This is a genomic window from Paracoccus sp. Z118 (assembly GCF_019061185.1).
Lineage (GTDB): Bacteria > Pseudomonadota > Alphaproteobacteria > Rhodobacterales > Rhodobacteraceae > Paracoccus.
Map to the genome: position 1 here is coordinate 168,517 of NZ_JAHQZU010000001.1, position 24,444 is coordinate 192,960.

Genomic DNA, 24,444 nt, shown 5'->3' on the forward strand with positions numbered 1-24,444 from the left:
GCGCTTTCCGGCGGGCCGGTTCTGATCCCGTGAAGCGCGGCCTTGACCGGCATCCCCGTTCCAGCGGCGGAACCGGGGTGTCGTTCCCCGGTTCGGCGGAGGACTCCGCCCGTCAGGCGTGGTCCGGCATATCCCCCCGGATGGCTGCGGCGAACGCCGTCCGATAGAGCGCCGAGAGTTCGGCCAACGGCGCGGCATCGTCGCCGAGGCTGACGGTGTCGCCCTCGAACCGGCCGACATTGGCGAGCGGCACGCCCGCCTCCTGCGCCGCCGTCATCAGCGCCGCTGCATCCTCGGGGCTCGTGGCGATCAGGTAGCGGGCCTGATCCTCGCCGAACAACTGGCCGATATCGGCGCTGTCCAGCGTGACGCCGATCCGCGCGGCTTCGGCCAGTTCGAAGGCCGCCAGCGTAAGGCCGCCATCCGACAGGTCCGTGCAGGCGCGGATGCGGGCGCGGTTCGTCAGGATGAACCGGCCGTTGCGCTTCTCAAGCTCCAGATCGACCTCCGGCGCGTCGCCCGCCTCGATGCCGAAGGCCTCGTAGGCGAGGGCCGACTGGTCCAGATGGCCGCGCGTCTCACCGATCAGCAGCGCGAGGTCGCCCGGGTGCGGCAGCCCGGCGATCAGGTCGCCCAGATTCTCCAGCAGCCCGACGCCGCCGATGGTCGGCGTGGGCAGGATCGGCTGGCCGTCGGTTTCGTTGTAGAGGCTGACGTTCCCTGACACGATGGGGAAGTCGAGCGCGCGGCAGGCCTCGCCGATACCTTTGATCGCGCCGACGAGCTGGCCCATGATCTCGGGCTTCTCGGGGTTGCCGAAGTTCAGGTTGTCGGTCGCCGCCAGGGGCGTTGCCCCGCAGGCGATCAGGTTGCGCCACGCCTCGGCCACCGCCTGCCGGCCGCCCTGCCGGGGGTTGGCGCGAACATAGCGCGGCGTCACGTCGCTGGTGAAGGCCAGCGCCTTGTTGGTGCCGTGGACGCGCACGACCCCGGCGCCCAGACCGGGGCGGCGCACCGTGTCGGCGCCGACCTGCGTGTCGTATTGCTGCCAGACCCAGCCCTTGTGGGCGTGGTTGGGCGAGCCGATCAGCGCCCGCAGCGCCGCGATGGGGGCGATTTCCGGCAAGGCCGGGGCGGGCTCGGCGGCGGGCGTTTCCACCCAAGGGCGATCATATTCCGGCGCGCTGCCCGACAGCGCGGCGAGCGGCAGGTCGGCCTTCACCTCGTTGCCGTGCAGGATCAGGAAGCGGTCCTCAGCGATCGTCTCGCCGACGATGGCGAAGTCGAGATCCCATTTCTCGAAGATCTCGCGCGCCACCTGCTCCTTTTCCGGGCGCAGGACCATCAGCATCCGTTCCTGGCTTTCGGACAGCATCATCTCGTAGGCGGTCATGGCGGTTTCGCGCACCGGCACGCGGTCAAGCTCCAGCCGGATGCCGAGCCCGCCCTTGTCGCCCATTTCGACCGCCGAGCAGGTCAGCCCCGCCGCGCCCATGTCCTGGATCGAGATGACGGCGTCGGTTTCCATCAGTTCGAGGCAAGCTTCCAGCAGGCATTTCTCGGTGAAAGGATCGCCGACCTGCACGGTGGGGCGCTTTTCCTCGATGGTGTCGTCGAACTCGGCCGATGCCATCGTCGCGCCGCCGACGCCGTCGCGGCCGGTCTTGGCGCCCAGATAGACGACCGGCATGCCGACGCCGGACGCGGCGGAATAGAAGATGCGGTCGGCCCGCGCGAGGCCCGCGGCGAAGGCGTTGACGAGGCAGTTGCCGTCATAGGCGGCGTGGAAGCGGACCTCGCCGCCCACGTTCGGGACGCCGAAGGCGTTGCCGTAGCTGCCGATCCCCTCGACCACGCCCTTGACCAGATGGGCCGTGCGCGGATGCTCGGGGCGCCCGAAGCTCAGCGCATCCATCGCGGCGATGGGCCGCGCGCCCATGGTGAACACGTCGCGCAGGATGCCGCCCACACCGGTTGCCGCGCCCTGATGCGGCTCGATGTAGCTGGGATGGTTGTGGCTTTCCATCTTGAAGACCACGGCCAGCCCGTCGCCGATATCCACGACGCCCGCGTTCTCGCCGGGGCCGCAGATCACCTGCGGGCCGGTCGTGTGCAGCGTGCGCAACCACTTCTTCGACGACTTGTAGGAGCAGTGCTCGTTCCACATGGCCGAGAAGATGCCGAGTTCGGTGAAGCTCGGCTCGCGTCCCAGCAGATCGAGGATGCGCTGGTATTCGTCGGGCTTCAGCCCGTGGGCCGCGATCAGGTCAGGGGTGATGACGGGGTCCTGCATGGCGGTCCTTTCGAGGCTCTCGGGCGCGGGAGATGGTGGCCTTGTAGGTCGCCGCGCGCGCCCGTTCAACGGGGCGCGCCGGGGTTTCGGCGGCCGGGGGCCTCAGTCCAGCCGGATCGTCATGTCGAACGGCCGCGCGCTGCGCGGGGCGTCGGGCCGCCGCTGGATGCGCAACTCCTGCGGGCCGGGCGTCAGCGCCAGGGGTGCGTCCGGCGCGAGATCGGTCGAGACATCGGCATAGAGCAGCACCCGCAGGTCGGCGGGTCCCGAGGAACCGACCAGCGTGATGCGCGAAGTGTTTGCGGGAACCGAGAACCGGCAGATCGTGTCGCCCCGGACTTCGCCGCTCAGCCGGTTGTCGCCGGGGATCAGGATGTTGCCGGTCGGGCAGCCGGCAGGGACAGGCAGCGACCATGCGCCGACGGGAACCGTCGCTGCCGGGGCGGCGGGCGCCGCCTGCGCGGGGGGCGTGGCGCGCCGCGCAGGGCGGCGCTCGGTCGCCGGAGCGGGAAGGGTGGTCGTCGTGACCGGGGCGGGGACCAGCGGCGCGGCCGCCGCCGGTGGGTTCGCGGTGGGAGCGGGCAGCGCCTCTGCCGGCGCGGCCATGGCGGGTGCGGTGTCGCCAGGTGGGGACAGTGCAGGGGCGTTTTCCATCGCACGCCGCGGCCGCGTCGCGGGACGGGCGTGGGGCGCGGTCTCCTGCGGCACCGTCGCCTGCGCCATCCGCACCGGAGGACGGCCATCAAGCACCGCTGCGCAGCCGCCGGGCAGCGCCCCGCAGCCTTGGGCAAAGGCGAACCCGCCGGTGAGCGCCCAGCCAGCGATTGCGATCAGATGCAGATGTCCGGCCATGCCGCGTCCCCCTTGCCTGAGATGTCCGGGGCAGGTCGTGCCACAACTTGCCCGCGTTTTCAGCAACAGCGCGTTCACAACATCGAAAACCGCTGCATGCGTCCCATCACGCAAAAAAAAGCCGGGCGATGAAGCCCGGCTCAAGTCCAACAGGGAGGTGAAGGGAAGCGGCAAGCGCCGCCGTCACTTCGATGATCGAGATAGGCCGCCGGCTGCCGACAAGCAAGGCACGGGTGCCGCCGGTGAAGCATAACCGCATTGCGTGTGGCGAATGGCGGCGGAGTTCCGCCGTTCGCGGGGTCAGTCGTCCTCGGCCGGGCGGCGCATCTGCTGGATTTCCTCAAGCACGAAGTCGCGGAAGGCCGACACGCGGCGCGAGCCGCGCAGCTCCTCGGGGAAGGCGAGGAAGACCGGCACCTCGTTGCTCTCGATCTCCGGCAGGACGCGGACGAGATGGGGGAAATCGTGGGTCAGGTAGTCGGGCAGGACCCCGATTCCGACATGGTTGATGACGCCTTGCAGCACGCCGAAGTAGTTGTTCACCATCAGCGTCGAGGCGACGTTCTGCGCCAGCAGCATCTGCACCAGCGCCGCGCCGGAACTGACCTGCGGCGTGGTCGGGCTCTGGCAGATCAGCCGGTGGGGGGCGAGGTCGGTCAGTTCGGTCGGGCTGCCGGCCTGGTCCAGATAGGTCTGCGAGGCATAAAGCCGCATGCGGATGTTCAGCAGCCGCCGCCGGATCAGGTCGGCCTGCGACGGCTCCTTCATGCGGATGGCGACGTCCGCCTCGCGCATGGGCAGGTCCAGCACCCGCTCTTCCAGCATGAGGTCGATCTTGAGGTCGGGATAGCGCGTGAACAGCTTGGCAAGGCGCGGCACCAGCCACATCGTGCCGAAACCGGTCGTCGTGGTGACGCGCAGTTCGCCGAAGACATGCTCCTCACTGTCGCGGATGCGGGCGGAGGTGGTGTCGAGCTTGCGCGCGATCGAGCGCGTCGCCTCGAACAGCATCTCGCCCGGTTCGGTCATGATCAGGCCGCGGGCATGGCGGTGGAACAGCGTGGTGCCGAGCGATTCCTCCAGCGCGCGGATCTGGCGGCTGACGGCGGATTGCGACAGGTGCAGCACGTCGCCGGCATGGGTCAGGCTGCCCGCGTCCGCGACCGCGTGGAAGATGCGCAACTTGTCCCAATCCTTCATCCGACCGTCCCTATAGGGTGAACCCTGCTATGCGTTTAGCGCAACACATACTGATCCGCCGGGGTTTTACAAAGGTCTTTATCGGTCAACGTTTCTGACCTATAATGATCGTCAGCCGTCCAGCTTTGGGGAGGAAGCAAGGTGAGCGTTCAGGATATTTCCCTTACCGATCGATTCGACCTGAGCAAGCGCCACGTCCTGCTCAACGGCACGCAGGCGCTGGTGCGGCTGATGCTGATGCAGGCCGCCCGCGACAGGGCGGCGGGGCTGGACACGGCGGGGCTGGTGACGGGGTATCGCGGCTCTCCGCTCGGCAATGTCGATCTTCAGATGATGAAGTCGCAAAAACTGCTGGAGCCCGCGAATATCCGGTTCCAGCCGGGGCTGAACGAGGATCTGGCCGCGACCGCGATCTGGGGCAGCCAGCAGGCCGAACTGCGCGGCGAGGGGAAATACGACGGCGTCTTCGCGCTGTGGTATGGCAAGGGGCCGGGGGTGGACCGCACCGGCGACGTGATGCGCCACGCCAACATGGCCGGGTCGTCGAAGCATGGCGGCGTCGTCATGGCGATGGGCGACGACCATACGGGCGAATCCTCGACCGTGCTGCACCAGTCCGACTGGGCGATGGTGGACGCCTATATCCCCGTGCTGTCGCCGGCCGGTGTGCAGGAGATCATGGATTTCGGCCTTTACGGCTTTGCGCTGAGCCGCTTTGCCGGGGTCTGGACGGGGCTCAAGACGATGAAGGACACGGTCGAGGCGACGAGCGTGGTCGATGGGGACCCGCTGCGCCTCAGCTTCGTGACCCCGGCCGATTTCGCGATGCCCGAGGGCGGGTTGAACATCCGCCTTGGCGACACGCCGGTCGCGCAGGAAGCGCGGATGATCGACTACAAGCGCTTCGCGGCCGAGGCCTTCGCCCGCGCGAACCGCATCGACCGCCGCGTCTGGGGCAAGCCGGGCGCGAAGATCGGCATCTGCGCGGCGGGCAAGAACTGGCTCGACGTGGTCCATGCCCTGTCGCTGCTGGGGCTGGACGAGGCCGAGGCCGAGCGGCTGGGCATCACCACCTACAAGATCGGCCAGACCTGGCCGCTCGACGTGGAAAGCTTCCACGAATGGGCCGAGGGGCTCGACCTGATCGTGGTGGTCGAGGAAAAGCGCAAGCTGATCGAGGTGCAGGTCAAGGAGGCGATCTTCGACGACCGCCGCGGCCGCCGCGTCTATGGCTGGCACAAGGGCGACAGCTGGGAACATGGACGCCGGGTCGAGCTGTTCCCGACCCGCTATGCGCTGGACCCGGTGCTGATCGCGCAGCGTCTGGGCGACATCCTGATCGAGGAAGGCCGCCGCACCGACCGGATCGAGGCGGCGATGGCGCGGATCGCCGAAACGCGCCGGGCCGACAACGCCTCGGAAATCGCGGTGCGGACGCCATGGTTCTGCTCGGGCTGTCCGCATAACAGCTCGACCAAGGTGCCCGAGGGCAGTCGCGCCTATGCGGGGATCGGCTGTCACTACATGGTGCAGTGGATGGACCGCGAGACCTCGGGCTTCACCCAGATGGGCGGCGAGGGCGCGAACTGGATCGGCGAGGCGCCGTTTTCCAAACGGCCGCATGTATTCCAGAACCTTGGCGACGGCACCTACAACCACTCCGGCAGTCTTGCGATCCGCGCGGCCAAGGCGGCGGGCACCAACATCACCTACAAGATCCTGTTCAACGACGCGGTCGCCATGACCGGCGGTCAGCCGAACGAGGGCGGGCTGACGGCGCAGCAGATCGTGCGCGAGTTGCAGGCGCTGGAGGTGCCGGTCGTCGTCGTCCATGACGAGAAGGAAGCGGTGGACCGCAGCCTGTTTCCCGCCGGCCTGCGCTTTGCCGAACGCGAGGGCCTGATGGAGGTGCAGCGCGAACTGGCCGAGATGCCGGGCGTCACCGCCATCGTCTATATCCAGACCTGCGCCGCCGAAAAACGCCGCCGCCGCAAGAAGGGCTCGTTCCCCGACCCCTACCGGCGCGTGTTCATCAACACGGATGTCTGCGAGGGCTGCGGCGACTGCTCGGTGCAGTCGAACTGCGTCTCGGTCGTGCCGGTGGATACCGAACTCGGCCGCAAGCGGGCCATCGACCAGTCGTCCTGCAACAAGGATTACAGCTGCCTCAAGGGTTTCTGCCCCAGCTTCGTCACCGTTGAGGGCGGCCGCCCCCGCCGTCCGAAGGCCGAGGCGTTCGAGCTTCCGCCGCTGCCCGCGCCGCAGCTGCCGGCGATTGACGGCACCCACAACATCGTCATCACCGGCGTCGGCGGCACCGGCGTCGTGACCATCGGCGCGGTGCTGGCGCAGGCGGCGCAGATCGACGGCAAGGGGGCCGGGATGATGGAGATGGCCGGCCTCGCCCAGAAGGGCGGCGCGGTCCATATCCACCTGCGCCTGGCCGAACGGCCCGAGGATATCAGCGCCATCCGCGTCGCGGTGGGCGAGGCGGACTGCCTGATCGGCGGCGATCTGGTGGTGAGCGCGGGCGCCCGGACCCTCGGCCTGATGACCAAGGGCCGCACCGGCGCGGTGGTGAACGAGCACGAGATCATCACCGGCGAGTTCACCCGCAACCGCGATTTCCGCGTGCCCGCCGACCGGCTGAAGCTGTCGCTTCAGGCGCGGCTGGGGGATCGCGTGGCGTTCTTCGACGCCTCGAAGCTGGCCGAGCGGATGCTGGGCGATTCGATCTATTCCAACATGCTGGTGATGGGCGCGGCATTCCAGCAGGGGCTGATCCCGCTGACCGAGGACGCGATCCTGAAGGCGATCGAGTTGAACGGCGCGAAGGTCGCGGAGAACCAGCGCGCCTTCCAGATCGGCCGCTGGGCGGTGCTGCACCCTGATGAGATCGCCGGGCCCGAGGCTCCGACGCAACTGCCGGTCGATCCCGTCGCCTACCGCGCCGCGCGATTGGTGGATTATCAGGGCGAGGCGTTGAAGCGCCGCTTCCTCGACCTCGTGGCGCTGGCCCCGGCCGAGCTGAAGGAAAGCGTCGCGAAGGGCTATTACAAGCTGCTGGCCTACAAGGACGAATACGAAGTCGCGCGGCTGCATCTCGACACCGCCGAGCGGGTCGCGGCGGCGTTCGAAGGTGATGTCCGGCTGACCTACAACCTTGCCCCGCCGATCCTGTCCGGCCGGGACAGCGACGGCCGGCCGAAGAAGCACGAGTTCGGGCCGTGGATGGGCCGGGCGTTCAAGGTTCTCGCCGGCATGAAGGGCCTGCGCGGCACGCCGCTGGACGTCTTCGGCTATACCGCCGAGCGCCGGCGCGAGCGGGCGATGATCGCGGAGTACGAAGCCGACATGCGCGAGGTGCTGCCCGAGGCAGGCCCCGCCACGATGGACCTGATCCGCGAACTGGCCGAACTGCCGCTGGAGGTGCGCGGCTACGGCTTCATCAAGGACAAGGCCGCCGACGAAGCCGCGCCGCGCCGGACCGCGCTGCTGGCGGCGATCCGCGCCGGCGGCACCCCCGTCCGTCACGCGGCGGAGTGACGCGGAGCCATTGTCGCCGTTGGTATTTCCCGCCGTCTTCGCCTAGATGATGTGGACAAGTTGAAAGGCGGCGCGATGGCGGTAGGGGTGTTCGATTCGGGGCTGGGCGGTCTGACGGTGCATCAGGCCATCGCCGCCCGGATGCCGGACCTGCCGCTGGTCTATCTGGGCGACAACGCCCACGCGCCCTACGGTGTCCGCACCGCCGACGACATCTACCGCCTCACCTGCGCCGCCGTGGAACGGCTGTGGGACGAAGGCTGCGACCTCGTGATCCTTGCCTGCAACACCGCCAGCGCGGCGGCGCTGCGGCGGATGCAGGAAACGTGGCTGCCCGAGGGCAAGCGCGTTCTCGGCGTGTTCGTCCCGCTGATCGAGGCGCTGACCGAACGGCAATGGGGCGACAACAGCCCGCCGCGCGAGGTCGCGGTCAAGCACGTCGCCCTGTTCGCCACGCCCGCCACCGTCGCCAGCCGGGCCTTTCAGCGCGAGCTGGCGTTCCGCGCCATCGGCGTCGATGTCGAGGCGCAGCCCTGCGGCGGGGTGGTGGACGCCATCGAGGATGGCGACGAGATCCTGGCCGAGGCGCTGGTGAAATCCCATGTCGAGGCCCTCAAGCGCCGGATGCCGCTTCCGCAGGCCGCCATCCTCGGCTGCACCCATTATCCGCTGATGGCGCGGGCGTTCCAAGCGGCGCTCGGCCCCGAGGTCAGGGTCTTTTCGCAGGCCGATCTGGTCGCCGCCAGCCTGGAGGATTACCTGCAGCGCCGCCCCGGCTTCACTGGCGCCGGCACCCGCTCCCGCTATCTGACGACTGGCGATCCGGGCCGCGTCGCGTCCAAGGCGACGCAGTTCCTGCGCCGGCCCATCGAGTTCGAACCAGCCTGAGATGTCCGAGGTTTTACGATGAAATCGCTCAAGAAAACACGCCGCATCCAGCTGATCGCCGCCGCTGCGGTGGCGATCACCCTGTCGGCGGGGCTGATCGGCTACGGCTTCCGCGACGGGATCAACCTCTACCGCTCGCCCACCCAGGTGGTGGAGCAGGCGCCCGATCCGGCCGAGTATTTCCAGCTTGGCGGGCTGGTGAAGGAAGGCTCGATCGTGAACCGCGACGGGGTGGCCTTCGACTTCGTGGTGACCGACGGCGGCGAGGAGATCCCGGTCCGCTATGTCGGCGGCGAGCCGCGCCCGGACCTCTTCACCGAGAACTCCGGCACCATCGCCAAGGGGTATTACCGCGCGGGCGTGTTCGAGGCGGATTCGCTGCTGGCCAAGCATGACGAGAACTACATGCCCCGCGAGGTCATGGATTCGCTGAAGGAGCAGGGCGTCTATCAGGAGCCGACCTCCTGACCGGCGCAACGCCCGTCTGGTTAACAGGCGGTTAATCACCTGCGACCACCCTTGCACCCGGTCGAATACCGGGGGGCAGGGATGCAGACAGTAGATCAGATCGCGGCGGAAATCGTCGCGCGTGAAGGCGGCTTCGTCAACGACCCGGACGATCCGGGCGGGGCGACGAAATACGGCGTGACCATCGGGACGCTGCGGCGGCTCGGGGTGGACATGAACGGCGACGGCAAGACCGGAACCGACGACCTGAAGCTGCTGACCCGCGCGCAGGCGGCCCGCATCTTCGTCGAGCATTACTTTCGCAAGCCGCACCTCGACCAGCTGCCCGAGAGCGTTCAGGCCAGCGTCTTCGACATGTATGTGAACTCGGGCGCCAATGCGGTGAAGATCCTGCAGCGGCTGGTCGCCCGCATGGGCCATGCCTGCGCCGATGACGGGATCGTGGGCCCGCAGACGATTTCCGCCGTGGCGGCTGCCGCGCAGGCGGCGCCGCATCACCTTGCGGACGCCTACGGGATCGCCCGGCGCAACTACTACTATGCGCTGGCCGATGCGCGGCCCGCCAGCCGCAAATACGCGCGCACGCGGACGGGCGGCAAGGGCGGCTGGATCACGCGGGCCGAGGCGTTCATCGCGCGCAAGTATCACCTCAGCGCCGCCGAGCATCAGAAGAGGACCGCAGCATGGGCATGATCGACCGTTTCCTCGGCGCCGGCGCGACCATCACGGCGGTCGGGAACGCGGCGGGGCAGATTTCCGAGGTCTTCACCCCCAACGCCACCCGCCGGATGGAGCTGGACGAGGAAGCCTATGCCCGCGCCATGGCCGAGCATGGGCAGGAGTTCATCTCGGCCGGGGGGACCTGGTTCGACGGATTGGTGAACGGGATGAACCGGCTGCCGCGACCCATGCTGACGCTGGGGACGATGGGCCTGTTCGTCTATGCGATGGTCGAGCCCGCCAGCTTCGCGCTGCGAATGGAGGGGCTGGCGCTGGTGCCCGAGCCGCTCTGGTGGCTGATGGGGGCGATCGTCAGCTTCTATTTCGGCGCGCGCGAGGCGCATTATTTCCGTGGCCGCGTCGCGCCGCGGACGGTGGTTGCCGCGCCTGCCGCCGCGGCCACGGGGGGCAACTTCGCGGACAACGCCGCCCTGCGCGACTGGGCGGCCGGCAAGTAAGGGCGCAGCCAACGAAGGCGTGACGATTTGCCCGGCCCCTTGGGTCTGGTCGCGGCCGGGCTCTCACACTATCCTTACCCCTCGGAATTCAACCCGAGGGGTCTTTCGCATGATTGCCGAGCTGGGTCACTTCGCGCTGGTGCTGTCCCTCGCGGTGGCGCTGTTCCAGATGATCGTCCCCATGGTCGGGGCGGCGAAAGGCTGGGGGGCGTGGATGGACAGCGCGCGCCCTGCCGCCGTCGCGCAGTTCGGGCTGGTCGGCATCGCCTTCGCGGCGCTGACGGTGGCGTTCGTGACCTCGGATTTCTCGGTCGCGCTGGTCTATGACAACAGCCATTCCGCCAAGCCGATGATCTACAAGATCAGCGGCGTCTGGGGGAACCACGAAGGCTCGATGCTGCTGTGGGTGCTGATCCTCGCGCTGTTCGGCGCGGCGGCCGCGAGCTTTGGCGACAACGTGCCGCCCAGTCTGCGGGCGCGGGTGCTGTCCGTGCAGGCGGCGATCGGCGCGGCGTTCCTGGCCTTCATCCTGTTCACCTCGAACCCCTTCGTCCGGCTGGAGGTGCCGCCCTTCGACGGGCGCGACCTGAACCCGCTGCTTCAGGACCCCGGTTTGGCGTTCCATCCCCCGTTCCTCTATCTCGGCTATGTCGGCCTCAGCATGGCGTTCAGCTTCGCCGTCGCCGCGCTGATCGAGGGGCGGGTCGATGCCGCCTGGGCCCGCTGGGTCCGCCCGTGGACGCTGGCGGCGTGGATGTTCCTGACGGTCGGCATCGCGCTCGGGTCGTGGTGGGCCTATTACGAGCTTGGCTGGGGCGGGTTCTGGTTCTGGGATCCGGTCGAGAACGCCTCCTTCATGCCGTGGCTGCTTGCCGGTGCGCTGCTGCATTCCGCCATCGTCGTGGAAAAGCGAGAGACGATGAAGGCGTGGACCATCCTGCTGGCGATCATGGCCTTCGGCTTCTCGCTGATCGGCACGTTCATCGTCCGCTCGGGCGTCATCACCTCGGTCCACAGCTTCGCCGCCGATCCGACGCGCGGCGTGTTCATCCTCGCCATCCTTGCCCTGTTCGTGGGCGGCGCGCTGACGCTGTTCGCGGCGCGCTCGGGGTCGATGACGACGAAGGCGGTGTTCTCGCCCGTCTCGCGCGAGGGGGCGCTGCTGCTCAACAACCTGCTGCTGGCCGTCGCCTGCTTCGTGGTGTTCGTCGGCACGATGTGGCCGCTGGTGGCCGAGTTCACGACCGGCCGGAAACTGTCGGTCGGCCCGCCCTTCTTCGAAAAGGCGTTCACGCCGTTCATGGTCGCGCTGGCCATCGCGCTGCCCATCGGCTCGGTCCTGCCGTGGAAACGCGGGCGCATCGGCCGCGCGGTCGAGGTCATGCGCCCGGCGCTGATCCTCGCGCTGGCGGTGGCTGCGCTGGTCTTTGCGGTCTCCACCGGCAATTCGGCGCTGGCGGTGATCGGCGCGGGGCTCGGCGCGTGGATGATCGCCGGTGCCGGCGTCGATCTGTGGCAGCGGGCGGGCCGCACGGCCGGGCGCCTGCGCCGCCTGCCGCGCGCCGACTGGGGCCGCGCCGTCGCCCATGCGGGGCTGGGCGTCACCTTCATCGGCGTCAGCCTGCTGATGGCCTGGCAGGTCGAGGATATCCGCGTCGCCCCGGTCGGCGGGCAGATGGAGATCGCAGGCTACGACATCACCCTGCAATCGGTCGATGAGGTGCAGGGGCCGAACTACACCTCCACGATGGCGACGATGCTGGTCGAACGGAACGGCCGGCAGGTCGCGCTGCTGCGCCCCGAAAAGCGCGTCTATCCGGTGCAGGCGATGCCGACGACCGAGGCGGCGATCTCCAGCGGGTTCTTCCGCGACATCTATCTCGTGATCGGAGACCGGCAGGCGGATGGCAGCTGGGCGGTGCGCAGCTACGTCAAGCCGTTCGCGTTCTGGATCTGGCTGGGCAGCGGGCTGATGGCGCTCGGCGGGCTGCTGAGCCTGACCGACCGCCGTTACCGGGTGGCCGCCACGGCGCGGCGCGCGCCCTCTCGCGCGGTGCCCGCGGAATGAGGGTGCTGCGCTGCCTTCTGCTGGCGCTGCTGCTGGCCGGCCCCGCCTTCGCCGTCCAGCCTGACGAGGTGCTGGACGATCCGGCGCTGGAATCGCGGGCGCGCGACATCTCGCAGGATCTGCGCTGCCCGATCTGCCAGGGCGAGAATATCGACGAATCGAACGCGGCCATCAGCCGCGACCTGCGGCTTTACGTCCGCGAGCGGCTGGTGGCGGGCGATTCGGACCGGGAGGTGATCGCGGCGGTCACGGACCGCTTCGGCGAGTTCGTCCTGTTCGACCCGCCCGCCACCGGGGCCAACCTGATCCTGTGGTTCGCCGGGCCGGTGATGGCGCTGCTGGGGCTGCTGCTGGCCTGGCGCTTCGTCCGCCAGCGGCCTGCGGTTGCCGGACCGCCCGAGCTGAGCGACGAGGAACGCGCCCGGCTGAACCGGATCATGCAGGGCGACGGGGACTGAGGCGCTTCAGGCGATCTGGCGGAAGCCGGGGGTATCCGTCGCGTTGTCGAAGAACGGAACGCTGTCCGGCGGGCGCAGCGGCCCGCCCCGCGCGGTGGCGATCAGCGCCTGCACCTCGGCCAGCACGACCTCGGTGATGAAGGGCAGGTTGAGCCGCCGCGCCTCGCTGAGACCCACCCAGTGCAGATGCGACAGTTCGTCCGAGGCGTTGCCGAAGTCGTGGATGTCGCCCGCGATGTTGACCGCGTCGATCATGAAGAATCGCGCGTCGAACCGGCGCGGGCGGCCCGGCGGAGTGATGGCGCGGAAGACATAGATCAGCGCGGATGGGTCGGGGGTCATCCCGGCGCGCTCGTATTCGGGCCAGTTGCGCGCGGCCCGGCCCGGCTCTCCGACCAGAAGGCCGGTTTCCTCGGCCAATTCGCGCAGGGCGGCGGCGGCGATCGCGGGGCCGCGCGCGCCGCTTTCGGCGCGCAGATGCGCGTCGAGCCGGCCAAGGCACGTGGGGTCGGGCGCGGCGCATTCGATCAGCGCATCGCCCGGATCGACCGCGCCGCCCGGAAAGACGTATTTAGACGGCATGAACGCCGCCCCCGCGCCGCGCATTCCCATCAGCACCGCCGGTCCGCCTTTCGCCCGGCGGTCGATCACGAGAACGCTGGCGGCGTCCCGGATCGCGGTGCGATCGATCACAGCCGCGGCTCTCCGTTCCCGAAGCCGTGCATCCGCTTGGCCCACTGGAAGCCGACCAGCCCGCCCTTGATCCGCGGCAGGAGCAGCAGCGACAGCACGGTCGCGCCGACGCAGAACCCCGCAACCATCGATAGCGGCGAGGGGCGCCAGGCCATGTAGACGATCATCAGCAGCGGCCCGACGAGGTGCGAGACGATCAGGATCGTGAGATAGGCCGGGCCATCATCGGCGCGTTGCCCGGACAGATCCTCACCGCAGCCGGAGCATTCGGACCGGACCTTCAGAAAGCCGCTGAACAGCGGGGCATCGCCGCATGCGGGGCAACGGCCGCGCGCGCCGCGCATCATCCCGGCGACGATGTTGCGATCGCTCGCGCTCGTGACATGCGCCGCGGTATCTGCCTGAATGCTGCGGTCGGGCAGGGCAGCCGGAAGCGGTTGCGAAGTGGCGTTCATCGGAGATCCTTTCGGCCGGAGGGGTCGCCTGTGCGATCTATACCGATGACGCGGGGCAGTTGGAAGGCAAAGGGGACGCGGGCTCGGCTGGCCGCGCCCGCACAGGCTTCATCCCACTCGCCGCCCGCCAGCACCGGGCCCGCTACTCGCCTGCCTCATCTCACGCCGCGGCTGTGGCCCCGTGCCGGACGGCGCGGTCGCGGCCCAGCAGCTTGGCGTGCATCATCGCCTTGTCCGCGCGGGCCAGCAGCAGCTCCACCCCGGCGGCAGTCGAGCAAAGTCCCGCATCGTCCACGGCGATCCCCGCCGAGAGCGTGACACGCAGAAGGCCGCCATCCGTGTCCTCGGGGACGGCCACGGGATGGCATCCGACGGCCTCGCGCAGCCGCTCCGCCAGGGCGCAGCCCTCCGCGGCGTCGGCATCGGGCAGGACGGCGACGAACTCCTCCCCTCCCGTGCGGGCGAGGAAGGCGCCGGGCGGCAGCACCGCCCGCATCCGCCCCGCCACCGCCCGCAGCACCGCGTCGCCGGCGCCGTGGCCATAGCGGTCGTTGACCCGCTTGAACCGGTCGATGTCCATCGCGACGATCACCGGCCCTAATCCCGGTGCCGTGCTGGCCCCGATCTCCGCCATCCGGGCCAGGAAGTGACGCCGGTTTGGAAGGTCGGTCAGCGGATCGGACCAGGCCCATTGCTGGTCGCGCGCCGCATCCAGCCGGCAGCGATCGGCGGCCAGCTTGCGGCGCAGCTGCGTCGCGAGGCGCAGCGCCGCCTCCTCCTCCATAGCCGCATCCGCGAGCGCGTCTGGCAGCACGTCGTTCGCGCCGAGATCCAGCGCCATGGCGGTGAGTTCGGGCCGGTCCGCCGGCAGCAGCACGACGAAGGACGCCTGCCGTGAGGCGGGGCGCGAGCGCAGTTCGGACATCAGCTGCAGACCCGCGCCCGCGCCGCCGCGCCCGCCGGAGATGAGGTAGAGATCGGCCGCCTCGCCCTGCGCCGCCTCGGCCAGCGCGCGGTCGCGGTCGCAGAAGCGCACCGCAAGATCCGCGTGGTTGCGGATCGCGCGCCGCCAGGCCATGGCGCCGGCCCCCGGCTCGCCCACCACCGTCACGCGGGCGCCCGCGATCTCGGGCGCTGCGGTGATCCGGCGCGGTCCCGCAAAGCTTGCCGCACTTTCGGCCATGCCCGGCACCTGCGGAGAGCCAGCGATGGCCGGGCCCGCCGAAGGCAGGAACGCCGGCGAATCGCGCAGAAGGCTGCGGATGCGCGCCAGCAGCACCGGCTCATCCACGGGGCGGTCCAGGGCCGCCGCAGCGCCCGCCCGCAGCGCGCGCACCCGGTCCTGCGGATCGGTGATGGCGATGATCGGCACCTCGCCCAGCGTCTCCGCCGCCAGCCGCGCACAGCAGAGCACCACCGACATGTCGCCCGCCGCGCCGCCCACCAGAATCATCTGCGGCGTGATGCGGCGCAGCGCCGTCAGCGCGTCGTCGAGCGTGCGCGCCGTCACCACCTCGTGGCAGGCACTGGCCAGCCGCACCTTCATGGTGATCCGGTTCGTGGCCGCCCCATCCAGAATGAGGATGCAATCGCCCATGCGCTTTCCTTTACTTCGACGTCCGACGCTTTCATTCTGACCGGCAAAGCTTAACAAACCGTTTCCGGGAGCCGCATGGTCACCACAGCCGAAATCTCCACCCTCGCGGACGCGGCGATCCTGCATCTGGCGGAAGACCCGGAGCTTCTCGCGGCCCTGCTCGCGACCAGCGGGCTGCGGCCGCAGGACCTGCGGGATGCGGCCAGCCGGCCCGATTTCGCGGCGGCGCTGCTGGATTTCATGTGCGAGAGCGACGACCGCCTGCTGGCCTTTGCCGGGGCCGCCGGGATGCGGCCCGAGCGGATCGCCCATGCGCGCGCCGCGCTCGAAGCCGGCGCGGTCGATTTCGGACGGCGTTGACCGTTTCTTCAGGTTTTGGTGCCAGACAGCTCCGCAAGGAGACGAGTCATGCACGGCCTCATCAATCGCTTCATCGAGGAATTCCTGCGGGCGCGCTATGGCGAGGCGCTGTGGCGCGAGGTGGCGGGCGACTGCGCCGCCGATCCGCGCGGATTCCATTCCTGGCGCACCCAGCCGGAGGCCATGACCGGCCAGCTGGCGACGCGTGCGGCCGCGCGGATCGGCGTGCGGCTGGTCGATCTGGCGGAGGATGCCGGCGGCTGGCTGGCGCAGTGCGAATCCATCCGCAGGCTGCTGCGCTTCGGCGGGCGCGACTATGCCGAGTTCCTGGCCTCGATCGACCAGCTTCCGGGCCGGGCCGAGATGGTGGTGCCGGGTCTCGGTTTGCCGGCCTTGCGTGTCATCGACGAAGGGCCCGAGCGCTTCCGGGTGCGCGTTCTGGACGGACACTGGCTGTGGACCTGCGTGCTGGCCGGGCTGCTGCGGCAGATGGCGGATGATTTCGGCGCGCTCGCGCTGATCTCGCGGCGCGGGTGGACGATCACGGTGGAGGTGCCGGAACGGGAATTTGCCGAAGGCCGCAGCTTTGCCCTGGTTGCAGCGCAAGAGGCGGAAGGGGACATGGTATGACCGCGTCCGCGGAAATTCCGACGCCGGCTTCGGTCCGCACGGCAGCAAGCGTTCCGGCCGCCGATCTCTGCCGTATCCTGACGATGGCGGCGCTGCTGGACCCGGCGGGCGGGCTGGTCCGGGTCGGCGCCACGATGCGCAAGCTGATCGGCCCGGCCCGAAGCTTCGCGGAAGCGTTCGAGGAACTCCGTCCCGCGCGCGCCGGTCAAGCAGGGGATCTGCCGGCCGGGGGGCGCATCTTCCTGCGGCTGCGATCCCGCCCGAACTTTACCCTTCGCGGCGACGTTCTGAGGCTGCCGGATGGGGCCATGCTGCTCAATCTCGGATTCGGCATCGGGCTGGCGGATGCAGTCAGGGAGTTCGCCCTGACCGACCGGGATTTCGCGGCCGCCGAGCTCGCCATGGAGATGCTGTTCCTGCACGAGGGGAACGGCGCCATGCTGGCCGAGCTTTCCCGCTCGAACCTGCGGCTGGAGGAGGCGCGGCAGGCGGCCGAGGTCGAGGCGTTCACCGATCCGCTGACCGGCGTGCGCAACCGGCGCGGCGCGCAGGTGGCGCTGGACCGGGCCGCGCGGCTGGCGTTTCCCGTCGATGACGGGCCGGGGGTGCCCTTCGCGGCGGTCCAGCTGGACCTTGATCTCTTCAAGGACATCAACGACCGGCACGGGCACGCGGCGGGCGACGACATGCTGCGGGCGACGGCGCTCAAGCTGCGCAACATCACCCGCGCCGGGGACACCGTGGCGCGGATGGGCGGCGACGAGTTCCTGCTGATCCTGCCCGGACTGGTCGAGCCCGACCGGCTCCTGTGCCTCGGCCGCCGGATCGTCGAGCGAATCGAGCAGCCGGTGATGCTGGAGGGCTGCGCCTGCAGGATCTCGGCAAGCCTCGGCGTGGCGGTATCCACCGGCTACGGCGCGGCCGATCTTGAACGGATGCTGGACGACGCGGACCGCGCGCTCTACGCGGCCAAGGCGGCCGGACGGGGCCGGGTGATGCTCGCGGATGCGGTCTGCGGGGGTCAGCGCCGGGATGCCGCACGCGTTGACGGGCGGGCGGGGGCGGGGTAGGGCGCGGCATGGCACGCGCTCCGCTTCTTCAACTCACCGATGTGTTTCTGACCTTCGGCGGCAATCCCGTGTTCGACGGGCTGTCGCTGACTGTCCAGCAGGGCGACCGCGTCGCGCTGGTCGGGCGCAACGGCTCGGGAAAATCCACGCTGATGAAGGTCATGGCCGGACTGGCCGAGCCGGACCGGGGCGAGGTGGTGACGCCCGCCGGCATCCATGTCGGCTATATGGAGCAGGATCCTGACCTTTCGGGCTTCGCCACCCTGGGCGAGTTCGCGGCCGCCGGGCTTCAGCCGGGCGAGGAATACCGGGTCGAGATGGCCGCCGAAGGACTGAAGTTCGATCCCGACCGCCCCGTCGCCACGGCTTCGGGCGGGGAGCGGCGGCGGTCGGCGCTGGCGCGGCTGCTGGCGCAGGCGCCCGAGCTGATGCTGCTCGACGAGCCGACCAACCATCTGGATATCGAGGCGATCGGCTGGCTGGAACGCCAGCTTGCGGACACCCGCGCCGCCTTCGTTCTCATCAGCCACGACCGCGCCTTCCTGCGCAACCTGACCCGCGCCACGCTGTGGATCGACCGGGGCGAGGTGCGGCGGCAGGAAAAGGGCTTCGCGGCGTTCGAGGACTGGCGCGAGGCGACCTGGGCGGCCGAGGACGAGGCGCGGCACAAGCTCGACCGCAAGATCAAGGCCGAGGCCCGCTGGGCGGTCGAGGGGATCAGCGCCCGGCGCAAGCGCAACCAGGGCCGGGTGCGGGCGCTCGCCGCGCTGCGGCAGGAGCGGGCGTCCCAGATCCGCCGGCAGGGCACGGCGGCGATGGCGCTGGACGTGGGCACCCAGTCGGGCAAGCGGGTGATCGAGGCGAAGGGGATCTCCAAGTCGTTCGGCGAGCGGGTCATCCTGCGGCCCTTCGACCTGCGGGTGGCGCGCGGCGACCGGATCGCCTTCGTCGGCCCGAACGGCGCCGGCAAGACGACGCTGATCAAGATGCTGACGGGGGAAATCCCGCCCGACACCGGCAGCGTGGCCCACGGCACCAATCTGGAGATCGCCGTCTTCGATCAGGCCCGCTCTGCCATCGACGGCGAGGTGTCGCTGTGGGAGGCGATGACCGGCGATCCCGAGATGCGGGTCAGCGGCCGCGCCGATCAGGTCATGGTGCGCGGTCAGCCCCGGCATGTCGTCGGCTACCTCAAGGACTTCCTGTTCGACGACGCGCAGATGCGGGCGCCGGTCGGCAGCCTTTCGGGCGGCGAGAAGGCGCGGCTGCTGCTGGCGCGGATCATGGCGCGGCCCTCGAACCTGCTGGTGCTGGACGAGCCGACGAACGATCTGGACATCGAGACGCTGGACCTGCTGCAGGACATCCTCGGCGACTATGACGGCACGGTGCTGCTGGTCAGCCACGACCGCGACTTCATCGACCGCGTGGCGGATACCACGGTCGCGATGGAAGGCGACGGCCGCGCGGTGATCTATGCCGGCGGGTGGAGCGACTATCTCGCGCAGCGGGGGGAAGCGGCGGCCGAGGCCGTGCCCGAAAAGGCCGCGCCCGTGAAGCCTGCCTCTGAAAGCCCGGCACCCAGAACGCGGCCCTCGAAGCTCAGCTTCACCGAGCGGCACCGGCTTGAGAACCTCCCCGCCGAGATCGCCCGGCTGGAGGCGGAGATCGCCAGGCTGAACGAGTTTCTTGCCAACCCCGAGCTTTACGCCTCGGCCCCGCAGCGCTTCGCCAAGGCCAGCGAGGCGCTGGCCGAGCGTCAGCAGGCGCTGGCCTCGGCCGAGGAGGAGTGGCTCGCCCTGGCCGAGCGGGACGAGGGCTGAGCACGCCTTCGCCGTTGACTTGGGCCGGCCGTTCCGCCATATACGGCGGGTCAGGCCGGGGGCGATGTCCTTGGCCTTACGTTCATTTCAACACCATCCCGCGCAAGGGGTGCGCTGTCCGAAGGCGGGCGTTTGCCCGGAACATCCGGTTCGACCGGGGGCCGCAGGGCGCGACAGACGAAAGAAGACACGATGTTCGCAGTCCTCAAGACGGGCGGCAAGCAGTACCGGGTTCAGGCCGGTGATGTGCTGCGCGTCGAGAAGCTTGACGCCGAAGCCGGCGACAAGATCCAGTTCAACGAGATCCTGATGATCGGCAGCACCATCGGCGCGCCGCTGGTTTCCGGCGCCGGCGTGGTGGCCGAGGTCATCGACACCATCAAGGCCGACAAGGTCATCACCTTCCACAAGCGCCGCCGCAAGCATTCGTCGCAGCGGACCCGCGGCCATCGCCAGCAACTGACGCTGCTGCGCGTCACCGACCTGCTGGAAACCGGCGCCGATTCGTCGGATGTCAAGCTCGCGCAGGGGGCCCGCCGCGCCCGCATCGCGCAGCACCAAGCCGCCACCACCGAAGTTCAGGAGGCCTGATCCATGGCACACAAGAAAGCAGGCGGCTCGTCCCGTAACGGCCGCGACTCCGCCGGCCGCCGCCTTGGCGTCAAGCTGTTCGGCGGCCAGGCAGCTGTCGCCGGCAACATCATCGTGCGTCAGCGCGGCACCCAGTGGTGGCCGGGCGAGAACGTCGGGATGGGCCGCGACCACACGCTGTTCGCCCTGTCCGAAGGCCGCGTGACCTTCAAGAAGGGCCTGAAAGGCCGCACCTTCATCTCGGTGCTGCCCCAGGCCGAGGCCGCCGAGTAATCCGCGCCTGACGAATCGAGGCAAGGGGGATCGGCGGACCGCCGGTCCCCCTTTGCATGTCTTCCCGCGCGGCATGCTCCAATCCGACCGTTCATCCAAGGATCCAAGATGTCCGATCTCGCGCTGGCCCGCCACGCGGCCCCGCTCAACGCCACTCCCGAGGCGAATCTCGACCAGCCGACCATCGCCGCCGGCCGCTTCACGCTGCGACCGCTGCGCGCGTCGGATGCCGGGCTGATCCAGCATTACACCTCGGACCGGCGCCTGGCCGAGGGGACGCGCGCCATTCCCCACCCTCTGCCCCCCGGCGCGGCGCAGGGCTATGTGGAACGCGCGATCTCGGCCGACCGCGTCGAGGATGTCTGGGCTATCGACGCCACCGGCTCCGACCAGTGCGAGCTTTTGGGCGTCGTCTCGCTGACCCGGCTGGAGGATGAGCAGTCGGAGCTGGGCTTCTGGATCGGCGCCGGCTTCTGGAATACCGGCTTCGCGACCGAGGCGGTGCAGGCGCTGGTCGCGGCCAATCCGCACAACGCCCGCACCCTGTTCGCCGAGGCGTTCCAGGACAATCCCGGCTCGGCCAAGGTGCTGACCAATTGCGGGTTCGAGTATCTGGGCGACGCCGAAAGCTGGTCGGTGGCGCGGGGTGCCCGCGTGCCGACCTGGACCTATCTGCGCCAGATGCGCTGATCCGGCGCGATCAGACTGGCGCTATCGCCGAAGGGCGATGGCGTTCGCCGCCCCGGTGATCTCGACCGCGTCGATGCGGCGCAACTCGGCCGTGCTGAGCGTCAGCGCCGCGGTGATCGTGTCCGCGACCGGCTGGGCCGCCCGGATTGCGTCGGGCGATCCGGGCCGCGGCGGGACGGCCAGCAGCCGCAGTCGCAGCACCCCATCTGGGTCGGGCAGCATCTTTCCGGTCGGCTGCTGGGTATTGCTGACCAGTTCCGCGTTCCACCAGCCCTTCGTCGGCGCAATCCCCTCGACGACCAGCAGGCGGCCTTCGACGAGCGGCTCCCACCGCGCGGAAAGCACCTGCGCGACCGGCGGCCGGGCTTCGTCGCGGACATAGCCGCCGGCGGGGTCCAGCGTGCTCGGGGCGCTGCGCTGACCGCTGCCCCAGCGCAGCGGGTTCCAGCTGCTGTCGCCGCGACCGCATCCGGCCAGCAGGGCGGCGGCGCAAGCCAGCGTCAGCAGCGTGCGGGCGCGCGGGATCGGAAGGCGGCGGCTGGGATCGGTCATCATGTCGGCCCTCGGAACATCGTTGCCTGCGGTGATAGGCGATCGGGCCGCATCCCGAAAGGGGGCGCTTTGACCATTGCCGCCGGGATGATTAAGTCTCTGGCCCAAGATGCAAAGGAACGCCCATGGCCACGCCCGCTTTCGAAGCTCTCGCCGACGATTTCGCCTTTCTCGACGACTGGGAGGATCGCTATCGCCACGTCATCGAACTGGGCAAGGCGATGCCGCCGATGGACCCGGCGCTGAAGGTGCCGGCGACCAAGGTCGAGGGCTGCGCGAGCCAGGTGTGGATCCAGCCGCAGGTCAGGGACGGACGCTTCGATTTTCAGGGCGACAGCGACGCGCTGATCGTGCGCGGGCTGATCGCCGTGCTGCACCAGCTTTACGCCGGGCTGCCGGTGGAGGCGGCGGCGCAGGTGGACGCCACCGCCGAGCTTGCGCGGCTGAACCTGCAGGAACATCTGTCGGCGCAGCGCTCGAACGGCCTGCGCTCAATGGTCGAGCGGCTGCGCGGCCACGCCGCCGCAGCAGCTGCCGAGGGGTAGGGCTCAGGCGCGATCCAGCGCGGATTCGACCGCCTGCGTCAGGCGCGGATCGTCAGGGGCGATGTCGGGCGCGAAACGGGCGATGACCTCGCCGTCGCGGTCGATCAGGAACTTCTCGAAGTTCCAGACCACTTCGGGCGCCGCGTTCGTCTCGATCCCGTGCTTGCCGAGCCGTTCCTGCATGGAACCGTCGCCCTGCCGCTCGGGCTGCGCCTCGGTCAGCGCGGCGTAAAGCGGCTGCTTTCCGGCCCCGGACACGGGCGCCTTGGCGAAAATCGGGAAGGTCACGTCGTAATTCGTGCTGCAGAAATCCGCGATTTCGGCGTCGGTGCCCGGCTCCTGCCCCTTGAAGTCGTTTGAGGGAAAGCCCAGCACCACGAGGCCGCGATCCTTGTGCTGGCGGTAAAGCGCCTCCAGCGCCTCGTATTGCGGCGTCAGCCCGCATTTCGACGCCACGTTGACGATCAGCCGGACCTGCCCGTTCCAATCGCCCAGGCTTGCGGCCGAGCCGTCGTTGCGGGTCAGGTCGATGGTCGTGAGGTCGGTCATTTACGGGCTCCCTTGCCGGTGATCCAGCCGCCGCCCAGAACGCGCGAGCCGCCGGTTTCGTAGAAAACGCAGGCCTGGCCGGGGCTGACGCCCTCTTCGGCCTCGATCAGTTCGACCTCGGCCCTGGCCGGGCCGGTGGGGCGCAGGATCGCCGCGCGGGGCGGGCGGGTCGAGCGGATGCGGACCTGAATCTCGCGCTCTGGCTCTGCGGTGAAGTCGCCCTCGCCGATCCAGTTGACCTCGCCCACGCGGATAATGGTCGTCGCCAGCGCCTCGCGCGGGCCGACGATGACGCGGCGCGTCTCGGGGTCCAGCTTCACGACATAGAGCGGTGCGCCGAGACCGCCGATGGCGAGCCCGCGCCGCTGGCCGATGGTGTAGTGGATGACGCCGCGATGCTGCCCCAGCACGTTGCCGTCCATGTCCACGATCTCGCCGGGATCGGCCGCACCCGGACGCAGCTTCTCGATCACGCTGGCGTAGTCGCCATTCGGCACGAAGCAGATGTCCTGGCTGTCCGGCTTGTCCGCGATGGCGAGGTCATAGCGCGCGGCCAGCGCCCGCGTTTCGGCCTTGCTGGCCAGCCCGCCCAGCGGAAAGCGCAGGAATTCCAGCTGCTCGCGCGTGGTCGAAAACAGGAAATAGCTCTGGTCACGCATCGAATCGGCGGCCATGTGCAGTTCGGCCCCGCTCTCGCCCGCGCGGCGCTGGATGTAGTGGCCGGTGGCCATGCAGTCGGCGTCCAGTTCGCGGGCGGTCTCCAGCAGATCGCGGAACTTCACCCGCTCATTGCAGCGGATGCAGGGAACGGGCGTCGCGCCGGCGAGATAGGCGTCGGCAAATTCCTCGATCACCGATTCGCGGAACTTGTTCTCGTAGTCCAGCACGTAATGCGGAAAGCCGATTCGTTCGGCGACGCGGCGGGCGTCGTGGATGTCCTGCCCGGCACAGCACGCGCCCTTCTTCGCCAGCGCCGCGCCGTGGTCGTAAAGCTGCAGCGTGACGCCGACGACATCGTAGCCTTCGTCGGCCAGCATGGCGGCCACCACCGAGCTGTCCACGCCGCCCGACATGGCGACGACCACGCGCGTCTGGGCCGGAGGCTTGGGAAAGCCCAACGAATTCAGCGCGGTGTCGTTGCCCGGAATAGGCGTGATGGCGGTCATGGCGGGTGTCCTTGAAGCGGCGCGGCAGGCAGGCGCCGGAATTGAGGAAAAATATAGGAAAATGTGCCGGAAACTCAACCCATGAGGGGCTTCCGCGTTCACCCGGGCTTAAGCGCGCCCGTGCAATCTGGCCCGAACAGTTCGAGGTCCATCATGTATCTGCGCAAGACACCCGGCCGGCGCACCGCCGTGCTGCCCGATGGCAGCATCCTGACCTTGGCCGACCTGCCCGACGCCAATACGCGCTGGGTGGCGCGGCGCAAGGCGACCGTCGTGCGGGCAATCCAGCACGGCCTGCTTGCGCGGGAAGACGCGCTGGAACGCTACGGCCTGACCGGCGAGGAACTGGACGGCTGGATGAAGGCGGTGGAGGGGCCGGGGATCGACGCGCTGAAAGTGACGAGCCTGCAGCGTTACCGCCCGTCATCGTCCGGCTTTACAGCCGGGGATCACTCGCGCTAACCGGAAATTAACCTTTTGTCTGCACAACGGATGCGGG

General features: G+C 69.4%; 25 protein-coding genes. 16 read left to right on the top strand and 9 right to left on the bottom strand.

From position 1 onward, the window contains the following. Positions 1-112 precede the first annotated feature (112 nt). The 3 genes from purL to KTN05_RS00895 all read right to left on the bottom strand — a co-directional run bounded on the left by purL (position 113) and on the right by KTN05_RS00895 (position 4,345). Positions 113-2,293, bottom strand: a complete 2,181-nt coding sequence (gene purL / locus KTN05_RS00885) for a phosphoribosylformylglycinamidine synthase subunit PurL (RefSeq protein WP_217327475.1) — start codon at positions 2,291-2,293, stop codon at positions 113-115. A gap of 102 nt (positions 2,294-2,395) precedes the next feature. After that, complete coding sequence (locus tag KTN05_RS00890) at positions 2,396-3,145, bottom strand: hypothetical protein (RefSeq protein WP_217327476.1); 750 nt, start codon at positions 3,143-3,145, stop codon at positions 2,396-2,398. A 300-nt stretch (positions 3,146-3,445) separates the two neighbouring features. Next, positions 3,446-4,345, bottom strand: a complete 900-nt coding sequence (locus tag KTN05_RS00895; protein ID WP_217327477.1) for a LysR family transcriptional regulator — start codon at positions 4,343-4,345, stop codon at positions 3,446-3,448. 141 nt (positions 4,346-4,486) lie between these two features. On the opposite strand from KTN05_RS00895, the gene KTN05_RS00900 reads away from it, so the two are divergent. From KTN05_RS00900 to KTN05_RS00930, 7 genes are all read left to right on the top strand, one after another. Next, positions 4,487-7,891, top strand: a complete 3,405-nt coding sequence (locus KTN05_RS00900; protein ID WP_217327478.1) for an indolepyruvate ferredoxin oxidoreductase family protein — start codon at positions 4,487-4,489, stop codon at positions 7,889-7,891. Positions 7,892-7,966: 75 nt separating this feature from the next. After that, positions 7,967-8,779, top strand: coding sequence for a glutamate racemase (locus tag KTN05_RS00905; RefSeq protein ID WP_217327597.1), 813 nt, complete (start codon positions 7,967-7,969; stop codon positions 8,777-8,779). An 18-nt stretch (positions 8,780-8,797) separates the two neighbouring features. Further along, positions 8,798-9,247 (top strand): cytochrome c maturation protein CcmE, encoded by a 450-nt coding sequence (gene ccmE, locus KTN05_RS00910; RefSeq protein WP_217327479.1) that lies wholly within the window; start codon positions 8,798-8,800, stop codon positions 9,245-9,247. Between the two features lie 81 nt (positions 9,248-9,328). Then, entirely contained in the window at positions 9,329-9,940 is a 612-nt protein-coding gene (locus tag KTN05_RS00915) for a holin-associated N-acetylmuramidase (RefSeq protein WP_217327480.1), read from the top strand. Beyond that, complete coding sequence (locus tag KTN05_RS00920; RefSeq protein WP_217327481.1) at positions 9,931-10,425, top strand: holin family protein; 495 nt, start codon at positions 9,931-9,933, stop codon at positions 10,423-10,425. Before KTN05_RS00915 ends, KTN05_RS00920 begins: the two co-directional genes overlap by 10 nt. Before the next feature lie 109 nt (positions 10,426-10,534). After that, positions 10,535-12,493 carry a heme lyase CcmF/NrfE family subunit gene (locus KTN05_RS00925; RefSeq protein ID WP_217327482.1) on the top strand — a complete coding sequence of 653 codons (1,959 nt, stop codon included), beginning with the start codon at positions 10,535-10,537 and terminating at the stop codon, positions 12,491-12,493. Further along, positions 12,490-12,951: a cytochrome c-type biogenesis protein gene (locus KTN05_RS00930; protein ID WP_217327483.1), complete on the top strand. Its 462-nt coding sequence runs from the start codon at positions 12,490-12,492 to the stop codon at positions 12,949-12,951. Before KTN05_RS00925 ends, KTN05_RS00930 begins: the two co-directional genes overlap by 4 nt. A 6-nt stretch (positions 12,952-12,957) precedes the next feature. On the opposite strand, the gene KTN05_RS00935 is transcribed toward KTN05_RS00930, so the two are convergent. The 3 genes from KTN05_RS00935 to KTN05_RS00945 form a co-directional block, all read right to left on the bottom strand. Further along, positions 12,958-13,644, bottom strand: a complete 687-nt coding sequence (locus KTN05_RS00935; RefSeq protein ID WP_217327484.1) for an NUDIX domain-containing protein — start codon at positions 13,642-13,644, stop codon at positions 12,958-12,960. After that, positions 13,641-14,099 (bottom strand): DUF983 domain-containing protein, encoded by a 459-nt coding sequence (locus KTN05_RS00940; protein ID WP_254367876.1) that lies wholly within the window; start codon positions 14,097-14,099, stop codon positions 13,641-13,643. The genes KTN05_RS00935 and KTN05_RS00940 overlap by 4 nt, the downstream gene beginning before the upstream one ends. A gap of 160 nt (positions 14,100-14,259) precedes the next feature. Next, entirely contained in the window at positions 14,260-15,696 is a 1,437-nt protein-coding gene (locus tag KTN05_RS00945; RefSeq protein WP_217327485.1) for a diguanylate cyclase domain-containing protein, read from the bottom strand. A gap of 75 nt (positions 15,697-15,771) precedes the next feature. On the opposite strand from KTN05_RS00945, the gene KTN05_RS00950 reads away from it, so the two are divergent. The 7 genes from KTN05_RS00950 (at position 15,772) to KTN05_RS00980 (ending at position 21,133) form a co-directional block, all read left to right on the top strand. Next, complete coding sequence (locus tag KTN05_RS00950; RefSeq protein ID WP_217327486.1) at positions 15,772-16,056, top strand: DUF3572 family protein; 285 nt, start codon at positions 15,772-15,774, stop codon at positions 16,054-16,056. 48 nt (positions 16,057-16,104) lie between these two features. Next, the gene (locus tag KTN05_RS00955; RefSeq protein WP_217327487.1) at positions 16,105-16,686 is read left to right on the top strand and encodes a heme NO-binding domain-containing protein; all 582 of its coding nucleotides are present in this window, start codon (positions 16,105-16,107) and stop codon (positions 16,684-16,686) included. Further along, positions 16,683-17,756, top strand: coding sequence for a diguanylate cyclase (locus KTN05_RS00960; protein ID WP_217327488.1), 1,074 nt, complete (start codon positions 16,683-16,685; stop codon positions 17,754-17,756). The genes KTN05_RS00955 and KTN05_RS00960 overlap by 4 nt, the downstream gene beginning before the upstream one ends. An 8-nt stretch (positions 17,757-17,764) precedes the next feature. Beyond that, a complete protein-coding gene (locus tag KTN05_RS00965; RefSeq protein ID WP_217327489.1) occupies positions 17,765-19,579 on the top strand; it encodes an ABC-F family ATP-binding cassette domain-containing protein in 1,815 nt (604 codons plus the stop codon). A 192-nt stretch (positions 19,580-19,771) separates the two neighbouring features. Continuing rightward, a complete protein-coding gene (gene rplU / locus KTN05_RS00970) occupies positions 19,772-20,170 on the top strand; it encodes a 50S ribosomal protein L21 (RefSeq protein WP_217327490.1) in 399 nt (132 codons plus the stop codon). Between the two features lie 3 nt (positions 20,171-20,173). Beyond that, positions 20,174-20,443, top strand: a complete 270-nt coding sequence (gene rpmA / locus KTN05_RS00975; RefSeq protein WP_217327491.1) for a 50S ribosomal protein L27 — start codon at positions 20,174-20,176, stop codon at positions 20,441-20,443. Between the two features lie 108 nt (positions 20,444-20,551). After that, entirely contained in the window at positions 20,552-21,133 is a 582-nt protein-coding gene (locus KTN05_RS00980) for a GNAT family N-acetyltransferase (protein WP_217327492.1), read from the top strand. Between the two features lie 21 nt (positions 21,134-21,154). Here the strand turns inward: KTN05_RS00980 and KTN05_RS00985 are convergent, their stop codons facing one another. Then, the gene (locus tag KTN05_RS00985; RefSeq protein WP_217327493.1) at positions 21,155-21,685 is read right to left on the bottom strand and encodes a hypothetical protein; all 531 of its coding nucleotides are present in this window, start codon (positions 21,683-21,685) and stop codon (positions 21,155-21,157) included. Positions 21,686-21,810: 125 nt separating this feature from the next. Here KTN05_RS00985 and KTN05_RS00990 point away from each other — a divergent pair, with 125 nt between their 5' ends. Beyond that, the gene (locus KTN05_RS00990) at positions 21,811-22,230 is read left to right on the top strand and encodes a SufE family protein (protein ID WP_217327494.1); all 420 of its coding nucleotides are present in this window, start codon (positions 21,811-21,813) and stop codon (positions 22,228-22,230) included. A gap of 3 nt (positions 22,231-22,233) precedes the next feature. On the opposite strand, the gene KTN05_RS00995 is transcribed toward KTN05_RS00990, so the two are convergent. Continuing rightward, the gene (locus KTN05_RS00995; RefSeq protein ID WP_217327495.1) at positions 22,234-22,779 is read right to left on the bottom strand and encodes a glutathione peroxidase; all 546 of its coding nucleotides are present in this window, start codon (positions 22,777-22,779) and stop codon (positions 22,234-22,236) included. Beyond that, the gene (mnmA, locus tag KTN05_RS01000) at positions 22,776-23,945 is read right to left on the bottom strand and encodes a tRNA 2-thiouridine(34) synthase MnmA (protein ID WP_217327496.1); all 1,170 of its coding nucleotides are present in this window, start codon (positions 23,943-23,945) and stop codon (positions 22,776-22,778) included. The genes KTN05_RS00995 and mnmA overlap by 4 nt, the downstream gene beginning before the upstream one ends. Before the next feature lie 153 nt (positions 23,946-24,098). Between mnmA and KTN05_RS01005 the strand changes: the two genes are divergently transcribed. After that, entirely contained in the window at positions 24,099-24,407 is a 309-nt protein-coding gene (locus tag KTN05_RS01005; RefSeq protein WP_217327497.1) for a DUF1153 domain-containing protein, read from the top strand. Positions 24,408-24,444: the final 37 nt, after the last annotated feature.

Bases quoted from the DNA above. Each gene is read 5' to 3' on its own strand.
- KTN05_RS00990 (WP_217327494.1), top strand. From the start codon at position 21,811: ATGGCCACGCCCGCTTTCGAAGCTCTCGCCGACGATTTCGCCTTTCTC.
- KTN05_RS00930 (WP_217327483.1), top strand. From the start codon at position 12,490: ATGAGGGTGCTGCGCTGCCTTCTGCTGGCGCTGCTGCTGGCCGGCCCC.
- mnmA (WP_217327496.1), bottom strand. From the start codon at position 23,945: ATGACCGCCATCACGCCTATTCCGGGCAACGACACCGCGCTGAATTCG.
- KTN05_RS00895 (WP_217327477.1), bottom strand. From the start codon at position 4,345: ATGAAGGATTGGGACAAGTTGCGCATCTTCCACGCGGTCGCGGACGCG.
- ccmE (WP_217327479.1), top strand. From the start codon at position 8,798: ATGAAATCGCTCAAGAAAACACGCCGCATCCAGCTGATCGCCGCCGCT.
- purL (WP_217327475.1), bottom strand. From the start codon at position 2,293: ATGCAGGACCCCGTCATCACCCCTGACCTGATCGCGGCCCACGGGCTG.
- rpmA (WP_217327491.1), top strand. From the start codon at position 20,174: ATGGCACACAAGAAAGCAGGCGGCTCGTCCCGTAACGGCCGCGACTCC.
- KTN05_RS00995 (WP_217327495.1), bottom strand. From the start codon at position 22,779: ATGACCGACCTCACGACCATCGACCTGACCCGCAACGACGGCTCGGCC.
- KTN05_RS00945 (WP_217327485.1), bottom strand. From the start codon at position 15,696: ATGGGCGATTGCATCCTCATTCTGGATGGGGCGGCCACGAACCGGATC.
- KTN05_RS00925 (WP_217327482.1), top strand. From the start codon at position 10,535: ATGATTGCCGAGCTGGGTCACTTCGCGCTGGTGCTGTCCCTCGCGGTG.
- KTN05_RS00985 (WP_217327493.1), bottom strand. From the start codon at position 21,685: ATGACCGATCCCAGCCGCCGCCTTCCGATCCCGCGCGCCCGCACGCTG.
- KTN05_RS01005 (WP_217327497.1), top strand. From the start codon at position 24,099: ATGTATCTGCGCAAGACACCCGGCCGGCGCACCGCCGTGCTGCCCGAT.
- KTN05_RS00980 (WP_217327492.1), top strand. From the start codon at position 20,552: ATGTCCGATCTCGCGCTGGCCCGCCACGCGGCCCCGCTCAACGCCACT.
- KTN05_RS00890 (WP_217327476.1), bottom strand. From the start codon at position 3,145: ATGGCCGGACATCTGCATCTGATCGCAATCGCTGGCTGGGCGCTCACC.
- rplU (WP_217327490.1), top strand. From the start codon at position 19,772: ATGTTCGCAGTCCTCAAGACGGGCGGCAAGCAGTACCGGGTTCAGGCC.
- KTN05_RS00920 (WP_217327481.1), top strand. From the start codon at position 9,931: ATGGGCATGATCGACCGTTTCCTCGGCGCCGGCGCGACCATCACGGCG.
- KTN05_RS00950 (WP_217327486.1), top strand. From the start codon at position 15,772: ATGGTCACCACAGCCGAAATCTCCACCCTCGCGGACGCGGCGATCCTG.
- KTN05_RS00940 (WP_254367876.1), bottom strand. From the start codon at position 14,099: ATGAACGCCACTTCGCAACCGCTTCCGGCTGCCCTGCCCGACCGCAGC.
- KTN05_RS00905 (WP_217327597.1), top strand. From the start codon at position 7,967: ATGGCGGTAGGGGTGTTCGATTCGGGGCTGGGCGGTCTGACGGTGCAT.
- KTN05_RS00960 (WP_217327488.1), top strand. From the start codon at position 16,683: ATGACCGCGTCCGCGGAAATTCCGACGCCGGCTTCGGTCCGCACGGCA.
- KTN05_RS00965 (WP_217327489.1), top strand. From the start codon at position 17,765: ATGGCACGCGCTCCGCTTCTTCAACTCACCGATGTGTTTCTGACCTTC.
- KTN05_RS00915 (WP_217327480.1), top strand. From the start codon at position 9,329: ATGCAGACAGTAGATCAGATCGCGGCGGAAATCGTCGCGCGTGAAGGC.
- KTN05_RS00955 (WP_217327487.1), top strand. From the start codon at position 16,105: ATGCACGGCCTCATCAATCGCTTCATCGAGGAATTCCTGCGGGCGCGC.